General features: G+C 59.0%; 18 protein-coding genes. 5 read left to right on the top strand and 13 right to left on the bottom strand.

The features are described 5' to 3' along the window. Positions 1-23: 23 nt before the first annotated feature. From ACTJJI_RS01975 to ACTJJI_RS01955, 5 genes are all read right to left on the bottom strand, one after another. Positions 24-4,181 carry an Ig-like domain-containing protein gene (locus ACTJJI_RS01975; RefSeq protein ID WP_440652859.1) on the bottom strand — a complete coding sequence of 1,386 codons (4,158 nt, stop codon included), beginning with the start codon at positions 4,179-4,181 and terminating at the stop codon, positions 24-26. 132 nt (positions 4,182-4,313) lie between these two features. Then, positions 4,314-5,555 carry an LVIVD repeat-containing protein gene (locus ACTJJI_RS01970; protein ID WP_176216300.1) on the bottom strand — a complete coding sequence of 414 codons (1,242 nt, stop codon included), beginning with the start codon at positions 5,553-5,555 and terminating at the stop codon, positions 4,314-4,316. Between the two features lie 89 nt (positions 5,556-5,644). Beyond that, positions 5,645-6,709 carry a sugar ABC transporter substrate-binding protein gene (locus ACTJJI_RS01965; protein WP_050859895.1) on the bottom strand — a complete coding sequence of 355 codons (1,065 nt, stop codon included), beginning with the start codon at positions 6,707-6,709 and terminating at the stop codon, positions 5,645-5,647. 19 nt (positions 6,710-6,728) lie between these two features. After that, positions 6,729-7,724: an ABC transporter permease gene (locus ACTJJI_RS01960; RefSeq protein ID WP_063412117.1), complete on the bottom strand. Its 996-nt coding sequence runs from the start codon at positions 7,722-7,724 to the stop codon at positions 6,729-6,731. Then, positions 7,721-9,223, bottom strand: coding sequence for a sugar ABC transporter ATP-binding protein (locus tag ACTJJI_RS01955; RefSeq protein WP_014831049.1), 1,503 nt, complete (start codon positions 9,221-9,223; stop codon positions 7,721-7,723). Before ACTJJI_RS01955 ends, ACTJJI_RS01960 begins: the two co-directional genes overlap by 4 nt. 159 nt (positions 9,224-9,382) lie before the next feature. On the opposite strand from ACTJJI_RS01955, the gene ACTJJI_RS01950 reads away from it, so the two are divergent. The 4 genes from ACTJJI_RS01950 to ACTJJI_RS01935 all read left to right on the top strand — a co-directional run bounded on the left by ACTJJI_RS01950 (position 9,383) and on the right by ACTJJI_RS01935 (position 12,136). Next, positions 9,383-10,471: an oxidoreductase gene (locus tag ACTJJI_RS01950; RefSeq protein WP_182381476.1), complete on the top strand. Its 1,089-nt coding sequence runs from the start codon at positions 9,383-9,385 to the stop codon at positions 10,469-10,471. A 57-nt stretch (positions 10,472-10,528) separates the two neighbouring features. Next, positions 10,529-11,272 carry an SDR family NAD(P)-dependent oxidoreductase gene (locus tag ACTJJI_RS01945; protein ID WP_182381475.1) on the top strand — a complete coding sequence of 248 codons (744 nt, stop codon included), beginning with the start codon at positions 10,529-10,531 and terminating at the stop codon, positions 11,270-11,272. Between the two features lie 182 nt (positions 11,273-11,454). Further along, positions 11,455-11,751 carry a type II toxin-antitoxin system RelE family toxin gene (locus ACTJJI_RS01940; protein WP_182381474.1) on the top strand — a complete coding sequence of 99 codons (297 nt, stop codon included), beginning with the start codon at positions 11,455-11,457 and terminating at the stop codon, positions 11,749-11,751. Beyond that, positions 11,732-12,136: a helix-turn-helix domain-containing protein gene (locus tag ACTJJI_RS01935; protein ID WP_182381473.1), complete on the top strand. Its 405-nt coding sequence runs from the start codon at positions 11,732-11,734 to the stop codon at positions 12,134-12,136. The genes ACTJJI_RS01940 and ACTJJI_RS01935 overlap by 20 nt, the downstream gene beginning before the upstream one ends. Here the strand turns inward: ACTJJI_RS01935 and ACTJJI_RS01930 are convergent. The 7 genes from ACTJJI_RS01930 to entC all read right to left on the bottom strand — a co-directional run bounded on the left by ACTJJI_RS01930 (position 12,133) and on the right by entC (position 19,525). Next, the gene (locus ACTJJI_RS01930) at positions 12,133-12,330 is read right to left on the bottom strand and encodes a YbdD/YjiX family protein (RefSeq protein WP_006809671.1); all 198 of its coding nucleotides are present in this window, start codon (positions 12,328-12,330) and stop codon (positions 12,133-12,135) included. The genes ACTJJI_RS01935 and ACTJJI_RS01930 overlap by 4 nt on opposite strands. A gap of 114 nt (positions 12,331-12,444) precedes the next feature. Beyond that, complete coding sequence (gene cstA / locus ACTJJI_RS01925; protein ID WP_014831046.1) at positions 12,445-14,550, bottom strand: pyruvate/proton symporter CstA; 2,106 nt, start codon at positions 14,548-14,550, stop codon at positions 12,445-12,447. A gap of 149 nt (positions 14,551-14,699) precedes the next feature. Next, a complete protein-coding gene (gene entH / locus ACTJJI_RS01920) occupies positions 14,700-15,113 on the bottom strand; it encodes a proofreading thioesterase EntH (protein ID WP_014831045.1) in 414 nt (137 codons plus the stop codon). Further along, positions 15,113-15,865 carry a 2,3-dihydro-2,3-dihydroxybenzoate dehydrogenase EntA gene (gene entA / locus ACTJJI_RS01915; protein WP_182381472.1) on the bottom strand — a complete coding sequence of 251 codons (753 nt, stop codon included), beginning with the start codon at positions 15,863-15,865 and terminating at the stop codon, positions 15,113-15,115. The genes entH and entA overlap by 1 nt, the downstream gene beginning before the upstream one ends. Beyond that, on the bottom strand, positions 15,865-16,719 hold the full coding sequence (locus ACTJJI_RS01910; protein ID WP_182381471.1) for an isochorismatase: 855 nt from the start codon (positions 16,717-16,719) through the stop codon (positions 15,865-15,867). Before ACTJJI_RS01910 ends, entA begins: the two co-directional genes overlap by 1 nt. A 10-nt stretch (positions 16,720-16,729) precedes the next feature. Then, positions 16,730-18,340 carry a (2,3-dihydroxybenzoyl)adenylate synthase EntE gene (entE, locus tag ACTJJI_RS01905; RefSeq protein ID WP_063425106.1) on the bottom strand — a complete coding sequence of 537 codons (1,611 nt, stop codon included), beginning with the start codon at positions 18,338-18,340 and terminating at the stop codon, positions 16,730-16,732. A gap of 9 nt (positions 18,341-18,349) precedes the next feature. Further along, positions 18,350-19,525, bottom strand: coding sequence for an isochorismate synthase EntC (entC, locus tag ACTJJI_RS01900; protein ID WP_083021353.1), 1,176 nt, complete (start codon positions 19,523-19,525; stop codon positions 18,350-18,352). Between the two features lie 188 nt (positions 19,526-19,713). On the opposite strand from entC, the gene fepB reads away from it, so the two are divergent. Next, a complete protein-coding gene (gene fepB / locus ACTJJI_RS01895) occupies positions 19,714-20,673 on the top strand; it encodes a Fe2+-enterobactin ABC transporter substrate-binding protein (RefSeq protein WP_440652852.1) in 960 nt (319 codons plus the stop codon). 46 nt (positions 20,674-20,719) lie between these two features. Here the strand turns inward: fepB and entS are convergent, their stop codons facing one another. After that, on the bottom strand, positions 20,720-21,967 hold the full coding sequence (gene entS, locus ACTJJI_RS01890) for an enterobactin transporter EntS (RefSeq protein WP_440652850.1): 1,248 nt from the start codon (positions 21,965-21,967) through the stop codon (positions 20,720-20,722). Positions 21,968-22,012: the final 45 nt, after the last annotated feature.

The raw sequence follows: 22,012 nt of genomic DNA, 5'->3' as shown, positions 1-22,012 counted from the left end.
CTCCCTTGCGGGAGGTTTTTGCATCAGTTTTTGGTGAGCGTGGTGGTCACGGTGTAATCGAGAGACCACGATGAATGCCAGTCTTTACCGGCAAACTTGATATCCCCCCGGTAAACCCCGCTCGGGAGATCCGGGTTATCGGCCTCAACATACTTAAGGCTGGCGCTATAGCCTGTGGTTTCCCAGCTGCTACACAGAACCGCCACATTGAACGGACGGGTGGAGCAATCCGATCTGCGCTGCGCGCGAATCGTCACGTCCCGGGTATTGCCTTGTTCGTCCTTCATCGGCACGACAAGCGTGCTGTAACCTTCTGCGGTCCATACCAGGGACGTCGGCCCCTGCGTACTTCCCGTTGCCACGAACCCAAGCGAAGGGAAGCCAAATATTGCGCCCGTACTGAATGCACTTGTCGAACCGGTAATGCTCCACATGGCTGAATAGCTGGCAATAAACACAACCGTTTGATCGGTTTTAGTGGTGTTATTAATCCCCGCGCTCACCGTTGCCGTACCGGTATCCGGGCCACTTAGCTTCACGGTCGCCACGCCACTGCCATTGGTCACGCTGGTTTGCGCTGAAAGGGTATTAAGTGTGGTGTTCCAGTTGACCGTCGCATTTTTGACGGCATTACCGTTTACGTCTTTCACCACTGCGGTGTAGGTAATACGGTCGGTATTAACCACCGCGTGGTCGGAACTGGCCTTGAGACTCTCAACCCTGGCGGTGGTCACATCGCCAGTGAATGATACCGGCTCCGCGTTTATCGCCGCCGTTGAACCGACAACTGTTGCGCTAACCGTTGCCGTTCCGGCCGTTGTCGTTGACGCCGTTACAACCGCCTGGCCCTGTTCGTTGGTTTTTGTACTGGCGCTGGCAAGCTTCACGCTGCTGTTATCTACTCGCCACGCAACATCCACCCCGCTAAGCGGGTTATGGTTGGTATCCTCGACGGTAGCGGTCCAGCGTATTCTCGCATTCCCGTCAGCCACCGCCTCTTTTTTATCCGCACTCAGGCTCGCAAACTGCGCTGTCGCCGGATTCCCGGTTACGGAAAGAGAAAACGTCTGACCGCTACCATTCACCGTCGCGGTAACCGTGATGTTGCCCGCCTTGCGCGATGAGAATCGCGCTTCAGCCTGCCCTTGCGCATTGGTCGTTGCTGAAACGGGTGTCAGGGTCACGTCGGCGGCATCACTGCTGCTCCAGTTAACGGCGACGCCTGGTACAGGGTTCTGATGGCTATCCACCACGGTTGCGGTTAACAGTACGGTATCGCTATCGGCCACAATGCCAGTCGTTTTATCCGCAGCAACGGTAGCGATCGTTGCCGTGGTGGTGTCACCCGTGAAGGTCAGTTTTGTCACACGTAACGTGTTACTGCCGAACGTGGCCTGAAGAGAATATTCCCCCGCGGTTTCAGAACGTAAGGTCACGCTCGCCTCACCCGATGCATTCGTCACGCTGGTCGTATCGGATAACGCCGCGCCGGAAGGGCTCACCGCCCAGTCAACCTTCGCTCCGTCAACCGGGTTATCATTGGCATCCACAACGGTAGTGCGCACCGTGATACCGTCGGTACCATTGGCCACCGCCGTTACGCTGTCGGCGGCCATCTCCGTCATTTTCGCGGTCGTGAGATCGGCAATAAATCTGGCACTGTCAGCGCGAACGGGTGCGCTTTCAGCGGTCTGGGCCGTGATTACAACGCTGCCTGATTTCAGCGAGGTAGCCACCAGCGAGGCATTTCCCTGCGCATCCGTCCGCGTACTGTTGGCGGCGAGCTTAACGTCTGCGTTATCTGCCGACCAGTTAACCTCTACTCCCGAAATGGCGTTACCCTGCAGATCGCGCACCTGCGCCGTCCAGGTCATACTGTCGCTGCCGTTGGCCACGGCCTGTGGTTTATCGGCCACCACAGCGGCGATACGCTGCGTGCTGGTGTCAGCCACAAATGTGACGGCTTCCGCTTTCACCGCATTCTGCTGATTCACATCGGCGTAAACCCAGGCAACGCCCGTTTTTGCTGACGATAGCGACAACGTGGCGTTTCCGGCAGCGTCGGTAACCGAGGTTTTGCTTCCTGCGGTCGTGCCATCCTCCCGCTTCACCGTCCAGTTAACCGTCACGCCTTCAAGCGGATGATTGCTGTTATCAGCGACCTGCGCGGTATACGTTACGCTGTCGCTGTTATTGGCAACAATGCGGGTTTTATCGACATTAACCGATCTCACTTGTGCGCTAGCGCTGTCCGCAACGAATTTTAGCGTCGGGGTAGAGAGCGGGTTACCGTCCGCCAGTTGCGCACTCACTGTCGTCGCAACCACGTCACGGCTAATGAGTTGAATGCTGGCCTGCCCTTGCGCATTGGTGAGGGTGCGTTCAGCTGACAACTGGACCGCAGCGTTATCCGCTGTCCATTTCACCACTTGCCCCGAAACGGGATTGCCGGACCGATCGACAACGCTTGCCACTACGACAATCGGTGTTACGCCGTCGGCCGGTGCGCTTACGGCCGACGGACTGAGTGATGAAAGTTCCACAACCTCAGACACTGCCTCTTCAGTTACAGAGGTGCTGCCAAGCTTAATATTGCCGTCGATGAACGTCTGAATGATGAGGGTGGCAGGTGTTGTTCCGCTGATAAGCGTTGCACTGTACACGCCGCTGCTCGTTTCGCGAAACGCGCTTATTTGCGGTGCGACAGGCGCTGCGGTACCTGTTGCGGCATTTTTCAGGGTGAACGTTGCGCCAAGACGCTCCGATAGCCCGGTTGCGGCCTCGCCGGATGCGGTTTTTAACGTCAATGTTAATACCGACTGACTGGTGCCATCCGCCGGTAAGCGGGACGGGGACGCCGTCAGGCTGGGCTGCAACGTGGTCACGTCCAGGCCGTTTACGTTCACCGTCATCCGGGCGGTATCAGAAGCGTTACCGTGCTTATCCCAGGCCGTTGCGGTTAACGTATACGCGTTGGAACCGCCATTTTTCCAGGCTGGAAGCGTAATCACGACCTGGGCCGGATCGGCACCCGGTGTGATTTTGCCGCCGTTACGTATCAAATTGTCACCCTGCCAGTCGATGCGTTCGAGCCCGTATTTCGTTTTAACCTTCGCGGTTACGGTCTGGCGGGCATTTTCATTCCCGGCAATGTTCTCTGGCAGCGCGAGCGAAATCAGCTCCTGCTTACGGTAATCCAGGACAATATTGTTATTACGATCGACCAGCTCCTGACGTGACCCCAGCAGCGTACGGCGCGCCCCCACCTGGTCCGCATCCAGCTGCGTGCGCAGCGGCACGCCCGGCGCCCAGTTCACCGCAAGGTTAAACTGCGTATCCGATGCCTCGCCCTTACCCATTTTTTGGTTTACGCCCAGGGTAACCAGCGGAACGGGCGTGTAGCTCAGTCCAACGGTTACGGCGTAAGGATCTTTCTGACGATCGTCCTCATCGTCACCGAATAGCCCGACGTGCTGACCATAATATTGTTCGTATACCAGGTTCGCCCCAAGCTGCGGATACGCGGGGAGATAGCCGGTTGCACGCAGGTCAAAACCGTTCGCCACGCGCTCGTCATAATCGCGATAGCGGGACGAAGACATCCAGTCGCTTAAACGGTAGTAGCCGTTGGCTGAAAGACGCAGATAGTCCCAGCCTAGCTCGGCTCCGACACCAAGGCGCTGATGCTGATTCGCCGAAACCTGGCGATCGTAAAAGGTATTCACGCCCCACATCCATGCGGTATTAAATTCACGGTAGCCAAACCCGACATTAACGATATTTCTGTCATCGTGACGACGACCACCCAACTGGGTGAACACCAGCGACGACTTTTGTTCATATAAAGGGATAAGCAGATCTAACTCCGCGTCCTGAATAGAAAAATGCTCATCAGTACCGATATTCAGACGCGTGGTACCCAATTGATTTAACCAGGACTCAATTTCCTGCGTGGCGGTATTTGCTGCCTGAGACGTAATGGCGCTGGCGACAGAACGGCCGCTGCCGCTCTCCAGCAGTGACCCCGCCTGTACGGCGGTTTGTGCCACTACTCGCTCGGTGGTTTGCGGCTCGGCTACCTTATCCTGAGCGGCAACGGGTGTCGCGCCCAGCGAAAATAACGACGGCGGAAGGAGTTGCAGTCCTATTTGCAACCAGGCTGCACATTTTTTCAGGCTCATTTAATTCATCCTTGAATAAAAAAAGAGCCATAGTACGTATCAGGACTTAAAGATAAAGTCGGCGCGTTTATTTTAGGAATCTATAAATATTAGCATTCACCAAATAAATATATTTCAGCGCCACCTCCCCTTTCAGCCCAAATATTCAATCACCGACAACCCGCCGTTATAATCCGTGCTGTAAATAATTCCCTGCGCATCAACAAACACGTCGCACGACTGGATCACCTGCGGGCGATTGGGTCGCGTGTCCATCATCTTCTCCGGCGCGGCGGGCACCAGCGCGCCGGTTTCCACCGGGCGATAAGGATTGGAAATGTCGTACGCGCGCACGCCCGCGTTCTGCCAGGTGGCAAAAATCAGCGTTGAGCTGACGAAGCTCCCCGGCCGGTTCTCGTGCAGGTTGTGCGGGCCGAAATGCGCCCCTTTCGCCACGTAGTCGGTTTCATCCGGCTGCGGGAAGGTCGAGATGCTGACCGGGTTCGACGGCTCGCGGATATCGAACAGCCAGATGAACTTCTCGCCATCCTGCTGGTTGTCGAGCACCGCCTCGTCGAGCACCACCAGCAAATCGCGATCCGGCAGCGGCAGCGCGGTATGCGTCCCGCCACCAAACGGCGGGCTCCAGTTGCGGTGGCTAATCAGCGTCGGCTGCGTGCGATCTTTCACATCCAGCAACGTTAAACCGCCGTCACGCCAGCTACCGTACGCCGTATCCCCGGCGATAATGGCATGGTGCAGCGCATAACGTTTGCCTTCCGGCCACTCCGGCCGTTCGCCTGCGGCCTGGTTCATCCCCGGCAGCCACCAGCGCCCTGCCACCTCAGGCTTACGCGGATCGGCCAGGTCGATGGTCAGGAAGATATAGTCGGTAAAACCGTCGATCAGCGCCGACACATACGCCCAGCGACCGCCGACGTACCAGATGCGGTGAATGCCAATGCCATTTAATGACAGAAAGCCGATCTCACGCGGTCTGTCCGGCGTGGAGATATCAAACACGCGCAGCCCGGCGCTCCAGCCTTTGTCCTGCACATCGCTGACGGTCTCCCCCACCTGACGGGTGTAGTAGACCTTTTCATCGGCGAAGCGGGCATCGGCAAACAGATCCCGGGCGTTAATCACCAGTAGTAAATCGTCGTGTGCCTGCAAATGCACATTCCAGGTGCCGGGCGGCGCGGGCACATAGCCCGCCGCTTTCGGGTTTTTCGGGTCGCGCACGTCAACAATCGAAAAGCCCTGCGACACCATATGGCCAATATACGCATAACCGCGGTGCACCATCAGCTGCACGCCGTCCGGGCGACCGCCCTGGTCGCTATGGCCAATCAGCCGCATATTGCGGCTGTATTCTGGAGGGGGTACTTGCGTCACCGTTAGCTCCTGTTGGTTTTCCCCCTCTCCCGGTGGGAGAGGGCCGGGGTGAGGGCATCAGGCTGCACCTGACGCCACCCGGCTTGTTTTTATTTATTTTTCGCTTCCAGCGTCGCAAACCACGGCGCGATAAAGTCTTCGGTCTGGCCCCAGCCCGGAATGATTTTACCCAGCGACGCCACGTTCACCGCCCCTGGCTGCGCGGTCAGCAGCGCCTGAGGGATCGCCGCCGCTTTAAAATCGTAAGTGGCTGGCGTCGGTTCGCCGGCAATCTTGTTTGCCACCAGGCGCACGTTGGTGGCGCCAATCAGCTTCGGATCCACCGCCACGCTCACTTTCCACGGGCTACCCGGCTCGCGCATCAGTTGCAGATCCTGGTTGGAGATATCGATGCTGTAGAGTTTGATTTCAGTGCGGCCATTCTCCTTCAGCGCTTTATAAGCGCCCTGGCTGAAGGCGTCCCAGGTTCCCCAGATAGCGTCGATTTTGCCTTTCGGGTATTTGGCCAGAATTGCGCCGACCTTGTTGGCAGTATCCCCCTGCACGTCCGACGACACCGCGCCAATCGACTCCAGCTCTTTGATATCCGGGTACTGTTTCTGCAGTTCCTTATACGCCGCCTGACGACGCTCCATCGGCGGGAAACCGGCGACCCACAGCTTGACGATATTGGCTTTGCCGTTGAAATCTTTTGCCAGCTGGCCGAAGGAGAGATTGGTCAGGGAGGCATCGTCCTGCTGGGTGACAGTCACACCTGGGATCGCGCCGTTAACGGCGGTATCAAAGACCGACACCTTAATCCCGGCATCCACCGCCTTCTTCACCAGCGCGGTCGCATAGGGGTCACGCCCCTGAGAGAGAATAATCCCGTCATATTTCTGGCTGATCGCCTGATTCACAAAGTCCTGGAATTTTGCGTCGTCACCATTGCTTAAAAAGGTGCTGACCTTAAAGCCAAGTTTTTTCCCTTCCTGAATCGCCCCGGCGACAAACTGCGTGGTGTTGTCATCCGAGCCAAGGTTGCGGATCACCGCAATGCGAATGGGGCCGTCATGGTTGGCAATGGCTGCCGGAACCGGTGCGGGCGTGGCCGCAAAGCCTGGCAGAGAGGTGAGTAACCCAAGTGCCACCAAAGAGAGTGCAATCTTTTTCATTTTTTATCCCGTTGTGTTGTCAGCGTTTTTGTATGTAGGTAATGGCCAGCGCCACGGCAAGCACCAGCCCTTTTATAATGTCCATGGCGTAATACGGTACGGAGAGCATCACCAGCCCGTTCGACAGCACGCCCAGAATGACCGCCCCCACCAGCGTTCCCAGCGCGTTCGGCTTGCCTGACCCGGCCAGCGAAAAGCCGATCCACGCTGCCGCCACCGCGTCCATCAGATACCCGCCGCCCGCATTCACCTGCGACGACCCAATGCGCGAGGCCAGCAAAATCCCGCCCAGTCCGGCCAGCAACGAGGCAATCACGTAGGCCGCCACCTTGTAGCGCGTGGTGCGAATGCCTGAAAGGCGCGCCGCCTCCGGGTTGCCGCCGATGGCGTACATGCGCCGGCCGTGGGTGGTCAGTGACAATCCCAGCTGTGCCAGCACGGTCACCGCCAGCATGATGATGACGATGGTGGGCACCTGCCCCAGCAGGCTGAACGCCGCCGGAATGGTTCCTTCCGCCATATCACCGCTCGGCAGCACCATGTTCTCGGTAATCGACCCGCCGTAGCTGTAGGTCATCGCCACGCCCTGTATCACGAACAGGCTGGCAAGCGTCGCGAGCATGTCCGGAATACGCAGAATGACGATCAGAAAGGCATTAAACAGCCCGACCAGGGTACAGAGCGCAAGGGTGATCACAATCGATTCGGTGGTGCCGAAGCCGTGCCAGACGAAGAGCGAGATCACCAGCGCATTCGCCAGCGATGCCGTTGAGCCGACGGAGAGATCAAACCCGCCCACGGTGAGTGAAATCGATACGCCAATGGCAATTACCGTGACGATGGCAATCGAGCGCAGAATGTTGATGATGTTGTTCGGGTCGAGGAAGCTGTCCGACGCCAGGCCAAAAACCACCACCAGCGCCACCACGGTGAGCAACATGCCCCACCGGTAGAGAAAATCGAAAATCTGTTGACGGCCAGACGCCGCCGCAGTCACTGAAAGGGCTTTGCTCACGACGCCGTTCCTCCGGTTGAATAATAAAGTAGTGTCTCTTCCCGCGCCCCGGCCCCGGGGATTTCCGCCACGATGCGCCCGTCCCAGAGCACGCAGATGCGGTCACACAGCCCTACCAGTTCGGCAAATTCGCCCGAGGCGTAAATCACCCCTTTGCCCTCGCGCGCCAGGCCGTCGATCAGCTGAAACAGATCGGTCTTCGCTTTGACGTCAACGCCCTTGGTCGGCTCGTCGAATATCAGCACGCTGGCGTCATTGCGCAGCCATTTTCCAATGGCGACCTTCTGCTGGTTACCGCCAGAAAGCCGACGTAAAACCTGCCCCGGCCCACGCGTTCGCACGCCGACGCGGGCAATCACCTCTTCCGCCCAGCGCCACGCCTGACGATGACCAAAGAGACTCCAGCGCGAAAAGCTGTTATCTGCCGTCACGGCCAGATTCATGCTCACCGGCTCGTCGATAAAAATCCCCTCTTTGCGCCGCTCCTCCGGTACCAGCGCCAGCCCGCGCAGCACGGAATCGGCCGGATCGCGCGGTTTCCAGGGCTGATGATTGAGCTCGCCACGCTCCACCCGGCTTTTGCTGGCACCAAACAGCGCCTTGCAGAGTTCGGTTTTACCTGCGCCCGCCAGACCGGCAATGCCAAGGATTTCGCCTTTACGCAGATGCAGGGAGATATCTTTCAGCAACGCGTCGTCGTGCAGCCCCTCCACCCGCAGCAGCGTCTCGTCGCTATGCACAGGACGGGCTGGCGGGTAGATATCGCTCAGTTCGTGGCCGAGCATCTTCTCGACGATCGCTTCGCCGCTGAGATCCGCCATCGGGCCGGTCTCAATCAGCTTGCCATCGCGCAGCACCGTTAAGGTGTCACAGATGGCTTTTAGCTCATGAATGCGGTGCGAGATAAATACCACGCCAATGCCCTGCTGCTTTAAACGCCGCACCACCGCGAACAGGCGTTCACTGTCGTGGGCATCCAGCGGTGCGGTAGGTTCATCGAGGATCAAAAAACGGCAGTGATGCGACAGCGCCCGCGCCAGCAGGATCTGCTGTTTTTCAGCCAACGAACAGCTGTCGATGGAACGGCGAACGTCCAGCGCAACGTCGAGCTGCGCCAGCGCCTGCTTCGCCTGTTGACGAATAGCACGCCAGCGGTAGCGATGCCCCGGCTGCGCCAGCTGGTCGAGCATGATGTTTTCAGCGATGCTCAGCCCCGGAACCAGCGCCACGTCCACTTCCTGCTGCACAAGGTGGATCCCCAGCCGTTTGGCATCGAGCGGTTCGCGGATCGTCACCGGCTGGTTATTAATGCAGATCTCCCCCTCATAGCGATCGTGCGTTCCGCACAGCACCGCCATCAGCGTCGATTTCCCCGCGCCGTTAGCCCCGGTCAATGCATGCACCGATCCGCCGTTCAGGGTAAAGTCCACGCGCGACAGCGCCTGAAAGCCGGAAAAGGCCAGGCTGATACCGCGCATCTCAAGGCGACTGGAAACCATCCGCGTAGGATCCTCATTAATAGTTTGATTTATTGAATTTTTCACAGCTCCGGTTGACTGACAACGACAGAAAAGGCATAAGATAAAGCCAAATATTATTAGCCATCCGGATGTCCAGACATAACATCGGGTTAGCGCTTGCTAAAAAAGGACAACACCATGAGCAACACCGATATCCGCGTCGTGCCTGGCCCGGCGAACTACTTCTCTCATCCCGGAAGCCTTGCGCATCTGCATGACTTTTTCACCCCGGAGCAGCTTTCCCGCGCGGTGTGGATCTACGGCGAACGCGCGCTGGAGGGCGCACGCCCCTACCTGCCGGAGAGCTTTAAGGCCCCCGGCGCAAAACACCTGTTGTTCAAAGGCCACTGCAGCGAGCGCGATGTCACCCATCTGGTGAATGAATCCGGCAGCGAGGCGGCATTGGTGATTGGCGTGGGCGGCGGCGCGGTGATGGATACGGTCAAAGCCGTGGCGCGTCGTTTGGGCGTTCCGTTCGTGGGTATCCCGACCATCGCCGCTACCTGTGCGGCCTGGACGCCACTCTCTGTCTGGTATAACGATGCCGGGCAGGCGCTGCAGTTTGAAATTTTCGACGATGCCAACTTCCTGGTGCTGGTGGAGCCGCAAATCATCCTTAACGCCCCGGCGGAATACCTGCTGGCGGGTATCGGCGATACCCTGGCGAAGTGGTATGAAGCGGTGGTATTGGCACCTGAGCCGGAGAACCTGCCGCTGACCGTGCGGCTCGGTATCAACGGCGCGCTGGCGATCCGCGACGTGCTGCTGACACGCAGCGAAGAGGCGTTAGCCGACCAGCAGCGCGGTGACCAGACGCAGGCGTTCCGGGACGTGGTGGATGCGATTATTGCCGGTGGCGGGATGGTCGGCGGTCTGGGCGAACGCTATACGCGCGTGGCGGCGGCACATGCGGTGCATAACGGCTTAACCGTGCTGCCGCAAACGGAAAAATACCTGCACGGCACCAAGGTAGCCTACGGGATTCTGGTGCAGAGCGCCCTGCTCGGCCAGGACGACGTGCTGGCGCAGCTGGTGACGGCGTACCGGCGTTTTAACCTACCGACCACGCTTCGCGCGCTGGACGTCGACATCAATCACCGGGAAGCGCTGGATAAGGTCATTGCCCACACCCTGCGCCCGGTGGAGTCGATTCACTATCTGCCGGTTGCGCTATCGCCTGACGTTCTGCGCGCCGCGTTTGAGAAAGTGGAATCCTTCAGTCGTTAATCGCGGCGACAGGCTATACCTAATGATGATTCTTTCTACTCTTGCAACGAGGTCATCATGCAGATCGATTTAACAGGTAAAAAGGCGCTGGTTACCGGCGCCAGCCGCGGGTTGGGTCGGGCAATTGCACTCTCGCTGGCGCGCGCCGGTGCAGATGTGATTATTACGTATGAAAAATCGGCCGAAAAAGCCCAGGCGGTCGCCGATGAGATTAAGGCGCTGGGACGACACAGCGAAGCCGTGCAGGCGGACAGCGCCAGCGCGCAGGCTATTCAGGACGCGGTCACCCATGCGGCGCGTTCCCTCGGGGGGCTGGACATTCTGGTCAATAACGCCGGGATCGCCCGCGGCGGCCCGCTGGAGTCCATGACGCTGGCGGATATCGATGCCCTGATTAACGTCAACATTCGCGGCGTGGTGATCGCCACGCAGGAAGCGCTGGTACACATGTCTGACGGCGGGCGCATTATCAATATCGGTAGCTGTCTGGCAAACCGCGTGGCGATGCCGGGTATCTCCGTCTACTCGATGACCAAATCCGCGCTTAACTCCTTCACGCGCGGTCTGGCGCGGGATCTGGGGCCGCGCGGCATTACCGTGAACCTGGTGCATCCCGGCCCGACCAACAGCGATATGAACCCGGAGGACGGCGAACAGGCAGAAGCCCAGCGTCAGATGATTGCCGTCGGTCATTACGGGCAACCGGAAGATATCGCGGCGGCGGTCACCTTCCTCGCCAGCCCGGCCGCCGGACAGATCTCCGGTACGGGGCTGGATGTGGACGGCGGTTTGAACGCCTGATCGCATCTTCTCTGCAAGCCTCTGTCGCCCGACAGAGGCGTTTTCGCACCGCCTCGACGGTTTGCGTTTTGCCTCTTACCTGCGTTTGTTCTCCGCTCTACAGTACCCATAAGAAATTCGGAATTTATCTAATAGTCTTATTATTTCCTTATAGTTTGTGTGGGCGTACAGTGGAGGTACGGATGAAGATTGTCTGGTCCAATGGGGCAAAGAAGGCATTTTTAAAGATTGATGAGCGATATCAGCGTCGCATTGAGGTAAAGCTTGTTGAGCTGGATGACCGCTCGGCTCCCCGGCCCGATATCAAAAAAATATCGGCGACAGAAGATCACTACCGGCTACGCGTTGGCGATTACCGCATCGTCTATACGCTTCGGGACGAACCCGATAACCATTGTTATGTTTTGGCCGTTAAGCGCAGAACATCAACAACTTACCTGCACGAGGAGAAAGCCACCTATGGCTGTTCAGCTAATTAAGGACGATAACGGAAAAACGCAGTACGTGGTTATTCCCTATGATGAATATTTGCGTATGTGCCTTCAGATGGCGGAAATCGACGACGAAACCGACGACGATCTGGAAGATATTGAAGTCGAACACGATGATCTGGATGACGTTGAACTTCCAGGTGAGGTTTGCAGCATCATGACCTGGCAGAACGTCAGTCTGCAGGCCGCCTGGCGCATCCTGCGCGGTATGTCTCAGCAGGAGGTGGCAGAGAAACTCGGCATCAGCCAGTCTGCCGTATCACAGCTGGAAGCGCTGGACTCCCGTCCGCAAAAGCGCACCCGTGAAAAGCTGGCGGCGATCTACGGCTGTAAGCAGGAACAGATCAGCCTCTATTTACCAAAAGAGGGTTAACAACACTTCGCCCCGCCCTTGCCGCCGTAGCGGGCGTCCTGGCGGTCGCGGAAAAATTCTTCATAGGTCATGGGCGTCTGGTCCGGATGGTTGACGCGCATATGCTCGACGTAGTTGTCGTAGTCCGGCACGCCTATCATCATTTTGGCGGCCTGGCCCAGGTATTTGCCTGCTTTGGAAAGAGTGTCGAACATAGGTTGTTTCTCGCTATTGCCCCTCACCCTAACCCTCTCCCAAAGGGAGAGGGGACGTTAAACACCCTCTCCCCTTTGCGGAGAGGGATGGGATGAGGGGGGTATTCGGTTAAATTAATGCGCCCCTTTCGCCTGGGTCACAATCTCTTCCAGGTTCTCAGGCATTGGCTCATACGGTGTCTCTTTCGCTGTCGGCTTGTCGACTTTCAGCGCCGCCAGCGCGGTCTTCAGAGAATACAACGCCAGCACCACGACCACCACCATAAAGAAGATGGTCAACCCGGCATCCAGACGGTTGTTAAACACCAGCTGCGACAGCTGTGATTCCGTATACTGCGCCGGGATTTTACCGCTGTCGATCATCGCCTGAAACTTATTGGCAATCGCCAGGAAACCCACTTTATTGTCCGGGCTGAAGGCTTTCTGCCAGCCCGCCGTCAGGGTACAAATCAGCAGCCAGGCGGTAGGCAGCAGCGCCACCCAGGCATAACGCTGGCGCTTCATCTTGAACAGCACCACCGCACATAGCATTAGCGCCATCCCTGCCAGCATCTGGTTAGCGATACCGAACAGCGGCCATAGCGTGTTAATACCGCCCAGCGGATCCACCACCCCCTGATGCAGGAAGTACCCCCACGCCAGCACGCACAAGGCCGTTGCCAGCAGGTTCGCAGGGAGCGAATCGGTACGCTTCAGGTTCGGGGAGATCACGCCCAGCAGATCCTGCAGCATAAAGCGGGCTGCACGCGTCCCCGCATCCACCGCCGTCAGAATAAACAGCGCTTCAAAGAGAATGGCGAAGTGATACCAGAAGGAGACGTCCATCAGCCCGCCCAGCGCACCGTGAAGTATGTAGGCCATCCCCACCGCCAGCGTAGGCGCGCCGCCCGCGCGGGAGATAATCGACTGCTCGCCTACTTCACTGGCGATACTCGTCAACGTATCCGGGGTAATGGCAAAGCCCCAGCCGCTTACCACCTGTGCAGCGGATGCCACCACGTCGGCGGTGCCCGCCGGAGCCAGAACCGCCATCGGGCTGTTCATCGCGAAGTAGACACCCGGGTCGATAATGCAGGCAGAAACCAGCGCCATGATCGCCACGAAGGACTCCATCAGCATGCCACCATAGCCAATCAGGCAGGCCTGATTTTCATTCGCCAGCATCTTCGGCGTGGTCCCGGAGGCAATCAGCGCGTGGAAGCCAGACACCGCGCCACAGGCGATGGTAATAAACAGGAACGGGAACAGGTTACCGGTCCAGACCGGGCCCGTACCGTCAACGAATTTGGTTAACGCTGGCATGGTCAGCGTCGGGCGCATGATCAAAATACCGATAGCCAGCCCGACGATGGTGCCAATTTTCAGGAACGTGGAGAGGTAATCACGCGGGGCCAGCAGCAGCCACACCGGCAGCACCGCCGCCACAAACCCATACCCCACCAGCATCCAGGTCAGCTGTACGCCGGTAAAGTCGAAGAACGGTGCCCAGGTTGGGCTCTCTGCCACCCAGCCGCCGGAGATAATGGCGAACACCAGCAGCACCAGGCCAATGACCGACACCTCACCAATGCGTCCTGGACGCAGGTAACGAATGTAGATCCCCATAAAAATGGCCAGTGGAATGGTGAACGCAACGGTGTACGTCCCCCATGGGCTGTGGGTCAGCGCTTTTACCACAATCATCGCCAGCACCGCGAGGATGATCACCATGATCATAAAGGTCGCCACCAGCGCAATCACCCCGGCGGTTGCCCCCATCTCCTCTTTCACCAGCTCACCCAGCGAACGCCCGTCGCGACGGGTGGAGACGAACAGCACCATAAAGTCCTGTACGGCCCCCGCCAGCACCACGCCGGCAAGGATCCAGATCATCCCCGGCAGATAGCCCATCTGTGCCGCCAGCACCGGCCCTACCAGCGGGCCTGCTCCGGCAATCGCCGCAAAGTGGTGACCGAACAGCACTTTCTTATCGGTAGGAACGTAGTCCAGCCCGTCGTTATGACGAACGGCGGGCGTCATACGCGTGGCATCAACCGCCAGCACCGTTTTGGCGATATAGCGGCCATAAAAACGATATGCGATCAGATAAATGCAGACGGAGGCAACGACAATCCAGAGCGCATTGATCTGTTCCCCCCGGTTAAGGGCGATATAGCCCAGAGCAAAGGCTCCCACAACGGAGAGCCCTGCCCATGTAAGGTATTTCCCTGAGTTGTTCATAGTGGTTATCCGTTGTTGTGAAACAGTGAGATGTTACATTTTGTTTCTAGAACAACCGGAAAAATTTAACAACTTTGAAACGCAATAATGCGTGGTCAAACCAGAGATTTACACCACAGTGTTAAGCCGATCACTTTCGGCTGAATGACTTACCCCAGCACCATCGTACTCAACCGGCAGGTACAGCACCGCCGTCCCTGCTCGTCGAACACCACAATCTCCCAGCTCTGGCTGGATCGCCCCAGATGCAGCGGCTGACACACGCCGCGCACGATCCCCTGCGCTACCGCACGATGATGGGTGGCATTCAGCTCCGTTCCCACCACGTTCTGCCCGTCGCGGGTCATCAGAAAACCGGCCATCGAGCCCAGCGTTTCCGCCAGCGCCGCCGACGCACCGCCGTGCAGCAGGCCAAACGGCTGATGGGTTCGCGCATCCACCGGCATTTCCGCTTCCAGCGTATCGTCGCCAAGGCGGGTATAAACGATGCCCAGATGCGCCACCAGGGTGTTCTGGCTGGTGGCGTTCAGCGCATCTAACGATAAATGGCGTTTCCAGATCATTACGCCCCCAGCGTGGAGCCGCCGTCCACCACGATATCCTGCAGGGTGATATGGCTGGCAGCATCGGAGGCCAGGAACAGGATCGTGCTGGCAATCTCCTGAGGACGGGCGATTTTCCCCAGCGGGATCCCCAGCTTAAACTGCTCGCCAAAACCGCGAATGCGCTGCTGCTCCGCATCGTCGCAGGTCCACAGGGTGCGCTGCATATCGGTATCCGTTGACCCCGGCGACACCAGATTACAGCGCACGCCGCTGCCCGCCAGCTCCAGCCCGACGGTGAGAGCCAGGCTTTTCAGCGCCGCTTTCGAGGCGCCATAGGCACTCATCCCGATGCGCGGCGTGTGGGCCGCGTCGGACGCCACGGTGACAATCGCCCCGCTCTGCTGACGACGGAACTGGCCCATCGTCTGTTGAAAGAGGTTAAACGCCCCGCCAACGTTGACCGCAAACGTCTGCTGCCAGTCCTCCTGCGAAAGCTGGTCCGTGGCGCCCATGCGCAGAATGCCGGCGGCGTTGACCAGCACGTCCAGACGTTCCTCTACGGCGAGCAAGCGCCCGCAGACGTCGCTCACCTGCACCGCGTCAGATACGTCCAGCGTTTCGGTAGCAAACGGATAATTTCCCTGCGGGAAGGCCAGATCGAATCCGGTCACCTTCGCACCCGCGTCGACAAAGGCCAGCGCCGTGGCATAACCAATCCCCTTGCCAGCCCCCGTCACCCAGACGGTTTTGCCGGTGAAATCAACAACCATTACTGCACCTCGCGGGAAAGCAGCGCCCACCAGGCGTCGAGGGTTGGATTTTTTGCCAGCATTACGAAATCGATATCGCCGTGGACTTTACGCCAGCGTGCGGCGAGCGCCATCATGCGCACCGAATCCAGGCCGTAGTCGATCAGGTTTTCGTCATCCATCGGTTCGTCGGTTTCATCGAGTAATGGCAGGATGAGTTCACGCAGCGCCGCTTTTGACGCCGGAACCGATGGCAACAGGTCATCGGTCATCACCACGCGGCCGGAACGCCCCGCCACATAATTAAGCGACATCAGATGCTCTTCGCGGGTGAAATCTGCCAGCGCGTCGGCAATAAAGAAGGGCTTGATGTCGCGCATAAACGCATCGGTGGCGGTGGTCATGCAGCCGATGTGGGCGTAAACACCGGTGATCAGCAGCTGATTGCGGCCTGTCTCTTTCAGCATCAGTTCCAGCGGCGAGCGATGAAACGCGCTGTAGCGCCACTTCACCAGCACGGTGTCGGCTTCGTCCGGGGTCAGTTCAGCCACAATGCGCTGCTGCTCCGGGGAGCGGGTCAGGCCCGGGCCCCACATGTCATTCAGCAGGGCGCGGTCTTCGTCGCTCTGCTCTTTCGGCTGGGCGGTGTAGTAAACCGGAATGTTGTGCGCTTTACAGTACGCGCGCAGCCTGGCGATGTTCGCCACCACCAGCTGCATCATCGCGCTGTTTTCGCCCCAGAAGTTCAGGAAATACTCCTGCATATCGTGGATCAGCAGCGCAGCACGTTCTGGCTCAAACGCCCAGTTCACTTTACTTGTCGGCAACTCTGCGGCAGTTGGCAGCGCGTAAGCGGTTAATTTTGGAATAGCCATACTCTGTTCCTCAGGCCCGGGCGCGTTCAGCGATCCACAGGCGCAACTGTTTCTTATCGACTTTGCCGACCGGCGTTAACGGCAGTGCATCCACGCTCTCCACGCGATCCGGCAGTTTGAATTCGGCAACGCCCTGCTCGCGCAGGAAGCGACGCACCTCAACCGCGCGCAGCGGCTGTTTCACCACCAGAAACGCGCAGCTTTTCTCGCCCAACAGGCTGTCCTCCATGCTCACCAGCGCGGCGTGGATCACCGCCTCATGACGCAGCAGCAGGTTTTCGATCTCTTCGGCGGCGATCTTCTCCCCGCCGCGGTTGATCTGATCTTTCTCGCGCCCCTGCACGGTGATGTATCCCTGCTCGTCGATGGCAATCAGATCGCCGGAGCAGTAAAACCCGTTGGCATCAAAGGCGCTGGCATTGTGTTCCGGGCTGTTGAAATAGCCGCGGAAGGTATACGGCCCGCGGGTCATCAGACGCCCTGTTTCGCCACGCGGCAGCGGGTTGCCGTGCTCGTCCGCCACCCATACTTCGTCATCCGGGCACATCGGACGGCCCTGGGTGTGGATGATGCGATCCGGGGTGTCGTCGAGAGCGGTGTAATTCACCAGCCCTTCCGCCATGCCGAACACCTGCTGCAGCTGGCAGCCAATTTCCGCCGGAATACGCGCGGCGAGCGTGGCGGACAGGCGTGCGCCCCCCACCTGCAGCAGCTTCAGCGATTTAAGCTGCGCATTGCCCGCGCCGTCGGCAATCGCCTGCAGCCACAGGCTGACCGCCGGAGGCACCAGCGAGGTGACGTTAATCTGATGGCGTTCAATCAGCGGGAAGCAGATCGTGGCGCTCGGATCGTGCGCCAGCACCACGCAGCCCCCGGCCATGAATACCCCTAACGAACCCGGGGAACTCATGGCGTAGTTATGGGCCGCCGGTAGCGCATTCAGATAGCGGGTATCCGCGGTAATGCCGCAAATTTCGTTGCTGCGACGGATGCTGTAGTCGTAATCGTTATGGGTGCGCGGGATCAGTTTTGGCGTGCCGGTACTGCCGCCTGAAAGCTGGAAGAACGCCACTTCGTCGGCAGGTGTCGGGTTGGGGATGAAATGGTCCGCCGGACGGGCGATGGCCGCCTCCAGGGCATGTGCGCCGTTGTCGCCGCGCAGCAGCACGATGCGCACTGAGCGATGTTCATCCACAAAACGGTTCAGGAAATCATCGCCCGCAAACAGGGCGTGCTCGCGGTCGGCAATCAGCAGCGCGGGTTTGATCTGTGCGGCGTAGGCGTTCAGCTCGTTGCGTTGGTGGCTGAAGAGCGCGTTCACCGGGGCCACGCCCACCTGCAGAAGCGCGAAAAAGGTAATGTAAAACTCAGCCACGTTGCCGAGCTGAACCAGCGCCGTCTCGCCACGACGCACGCCTTGCCCCTGCAGGGCGGAGGCGAGGTTATTCACCGCCTGGTTGAACGCACGCCAGGTCAGGTGACGTTCACCGTCAATAATGGCGACGGTAGCTTTCTCCGCGTGGTCGGTCAGAATGTGAGTCAGCGGCTGATCCTGCCAGTAGCCTTTTTCACGGTAGCGCCGGGCAAACTCCTCAGGCCAACGGGTAAAGGGGATGGTCATGATGATTCCTCAGTGCAAACCAAAAACGTTGAGCATGGTGGAGAGCTTCACAGCGGTTTCACGCCACTCGCCCACCGGGGAGGAGGCTGGCACAATACCCGCACCGGCAAACAGGCGAACGCGATTTTTAAGCAGACGTGCGCAGCGGATGGTCACTACCCACTCGCCGTTGCCTTCGCTGTCACACCAGCCAACGATGCCGCCAAACAGTTCGCGGTCGAACGGCTCCAGCCCGGCAATCAGCTCTTTTGCCGCCTGATGCGGGAAACCGCTCAGCGCAGGGGTCGGGTGCAGCAGACAGGCCAGGGTCAGGGCGTTCTCATTTTCACGGGCGTCCCCTTCCACCGGCGTCGCCAGATGCCAGAGCGTCGGGGTGGTGATCAGCTGCGGAGAGGCTGGCATGCTGAGATGATGGCTGCGTGGTGCCAGAATGGCTTTCATCGCCTGGGTCACCAGATCGTGCTCGTGGCGATCCTTCCCGGAAGCCAGCAGCTTATTACCCGCCTCGCGATCCAGCACGTCATCCGGCTGACGACGCGCGGAGCCCGCCAGCGGCAGAGAGCTAAAGTGTGTCCCCTCTTTACGCAGCAGCAGTTCCGGGCTCGCGCCCAGCAGCACGCCGCCATCCTCCAGCGGTACATGAAAGTTAAAGCTGGCCGGATTCTGGGCGATCAGACGCTCCATCAGCGCGCCGCTATCAATCGTTTTATCCGTCGCAATATCAATCAGCCGCGACAACACCACTTTGTTCACCTGTGGCGTGGCGGTGAGCGCCGCCGCACGGGCAACCATCTCTTCAAACACGGGCTGTGGCGGGATCTCAGTGCGGGTTTCCACGTTCAACGCCTGGGAAGCGGAAAAATAGCGCGCGGACTGCTGACGCGCCGGGCGCGAAAAGGTCTGCCAGTGCTGCGGAATAAACAGGGATGAGGGCTTGCGGGTATCGAACGGGATGGCACCCACCATCACGGGATGGGCAATGCCGCTGGCCTTCGCGTGGCGGAAAGCCTGAGCCAGTTTCTGCTGGAAGGCCCCCGACGGGTTATCACCGCCCTCGGCGGGTTCAGAGAAACGGGAAAAACAGCCTGACGTGGTAAAGCTGCGGTAAGGCGACATAAAGAAAAAGCTGTCTGATGGCAGCGTGGTCGCGGTGTGCTGAACTTCCTCAGCCAGGGACGTATCCATATCATCCTCCATAAAATGATAAAAGAAGCAATAATGATTATCATTTATATTTTCGTTGGCTAACCTAATCCCACATCGCGCCGGTGTCAACCGCAGAGCGAACATCTTGTGCGAGTATCGCTTGCATCCCCCCACCGCAATCATGAAAATGAGAAGCATTAACTTCAAAGAGAACAGGATGCCGCGTTGTGAAATTCCCCGCCGTTTGTCGTAATGCCCTTCTTTTAACGGGATGTTTTGTTTTAGGACTAACCTCAGCCATCGCCGCCGACTGGCCGCGTCAGGTCACCGACAGCCGCGGGGTGCATACTCTTGAGAGCAAACCCACGCGCATTGTCTCCACCAGCGTGACTCTGACCGGCTCACTGCTGGCGATTGATGCGCCGGTAGTGGCCAGCGGAGCAACCACGCCCAATAACCGGGTGGCGGATGCGCAGGGTTTTTTACGTCAGTGGGGTGATATGGCGAAACAGCGCAAGGTAGCGCGCCTGTACATTGGCGAGCCGAGCGCAGAAGCGGTGGCGGCACAAATGCCGGATCTGATTTTGATTAGCGCCACCGGCGGAGACTCGGCCCTGGCGTTGTACGATCAGCTCTCCGCCATCGCGCCGACGCTCATCATCAACTACGACGACAAAAGCTGGCAGGAACTGCTGAAGCAGCTAGGCACGATAACCGGACAGGAAAAACAGGCCGCCGAACGCATTGCAGCATTCGATAAACAACTCGCGCAGGTGAAACAGCAGATGACACTGCCGCCGCAGCCGGTGAACGCCATTGTTTACACCGCTGCCGCGCACAGCGCTAACCTGTGGACCGCGGAGTCCGCTCAGGGCCAGCTGTTGCATCAGTTAGGCTTTACTCTGGCCGAGCTGCCTGCCGGGCTGCACACCTCAAAAAGTCAGGGCAAACGTCACGACATCATCCAGTTAGGCGGTGAAAATCTGGCTACCGGGCTGAACGGTGAAGGCCTGTTCCTGTTTGCCGGCGATCAAAAAGACGCTGAGGCGATTTACGCCAACCCACTGCTGGCGCACCTGCCTGCGGTGAAGAATAAACGCGTATGGGCCCTGGGAACGGAGACGTTCCGCCTGGATTATTACAGCGCGATGTTGGTGTTAGAGAGATTAAACGCATTGTTTAAGTAGGCATTTTCCCTCCCTCTCCCCGTGGGAGAGGGCCGTGGTGAGGGCATCAGGCCGCACCGTCGTTCAATACAACCTCCTGCCTGAACCGGCGCAATTCTGCTAATACCATTAACAGGATCCCACCAACAACGGCTAACACAAACCCGCTGGTGCTCGCCGAAGCCACCGGTGTCATGACGGCCCCCAGCCCTCCGAGGATCGCCGCGCCAATGGCATCGCCCGTCACGTTTTGCGCGGTCCACAGGCCGTTGATGCGCCCGAGCATCCCCTCCGGCGTCTGGGTCTGGATCAGGGTGTACTGCAACAGAGAACTGATGGCGCTCAGCCAGCCGAAGAGCACCAGACACAGCACACCCAGCGCCCAGACCGGCATCAGGCTGAAGAACCCCATCGCGATAAACGACGCCAGCGTCGTCAACAGCATAATCAACCCCGGACGCGCGCTCTGCGCCAGCCTGCCGCTGGTCAGCGCACCACACGCCGCGCCGAGCGGAATGGCGGCATACAGCACGCCAATCTCTGAGGCGCTCATCTGCCACTCTCCCGCCAGCGCCGGATACAGCACGCGTACGGCGCTCGCCATCGTCAGCAGACCACCGAGCAGCGCAATACCACCAATCAGCGGGTTACTGAACAGAAACCGGATCGCCGCCATCAGCGCTTTCAACGGATGCTCACGCGGCTGCGGCGGCGGTGGCAGAAGCGGCAGACGCAGCAGGGTTAAGGTGGTGATAAACGTCCCCGCCGCCGCGAGGCCGTAGTTCCACGCCACGTTACCGGTGGCCAGTAGCAGGCCACCCACCATCGGCGATATCACCGAGCCGAGGCGCACGGTGAGCATGGTGATCGCCCCCGCCTGCATCAGGTTCTCGCGCCCAACCAGCGCGGGCGTCGCCGCCAGCAGCGCCGTCACGCCTAACGACGCAAAGAAACCATCCCACAGCCCGAGGGCGTAAATGGCGAGTAAGGAGGGTTCCGGCAGCATTGCGTTCAGGCACAATCCGACAAACCCCACCCCGCAGGTGCCGCGCGCCAGCAGGATCAGCTTCTTGCGTTCGTACCTGTCGGCCAGCACGCCGCCGATCATCAGACCGATAAACATCGCCCCGCCGGTTAAGGTGACCGACAGCCCGACCAGCCAACTGGAGTGCGTCAACGTCTGGATCTGTACCGGAACGGCAACGCCGAGCAGGCCGAGGGACAAAATGGAGATAAAACGCGCGATAAACACGGCGCGATACGCCGGGTGCGTCTTCAGCAGGCTGAGGTTAATCAGCCAGGATTTTTGATTCATGACAAGACCTTGAGTCTATTTCTACCCATTCCATGGGCGCACATG

Origin of the sequence: Enterobacter sp. 22466, assembly GCF_052044775.1 — a bacterium.
In the GTDB taxonomy this organism is placed as follows: Bacteria; Pseudomonadota; Gammaproteobacteria; order Enterobacterales; family Enterobacteriaceae; genus Enterobacter; species Enterobacter dissolvens.
The sequence above is the reverse complement of the archived record's forward strand: the minus strand, read 5'-3'. Positions and strand labels throughout refer to the sequence as shown.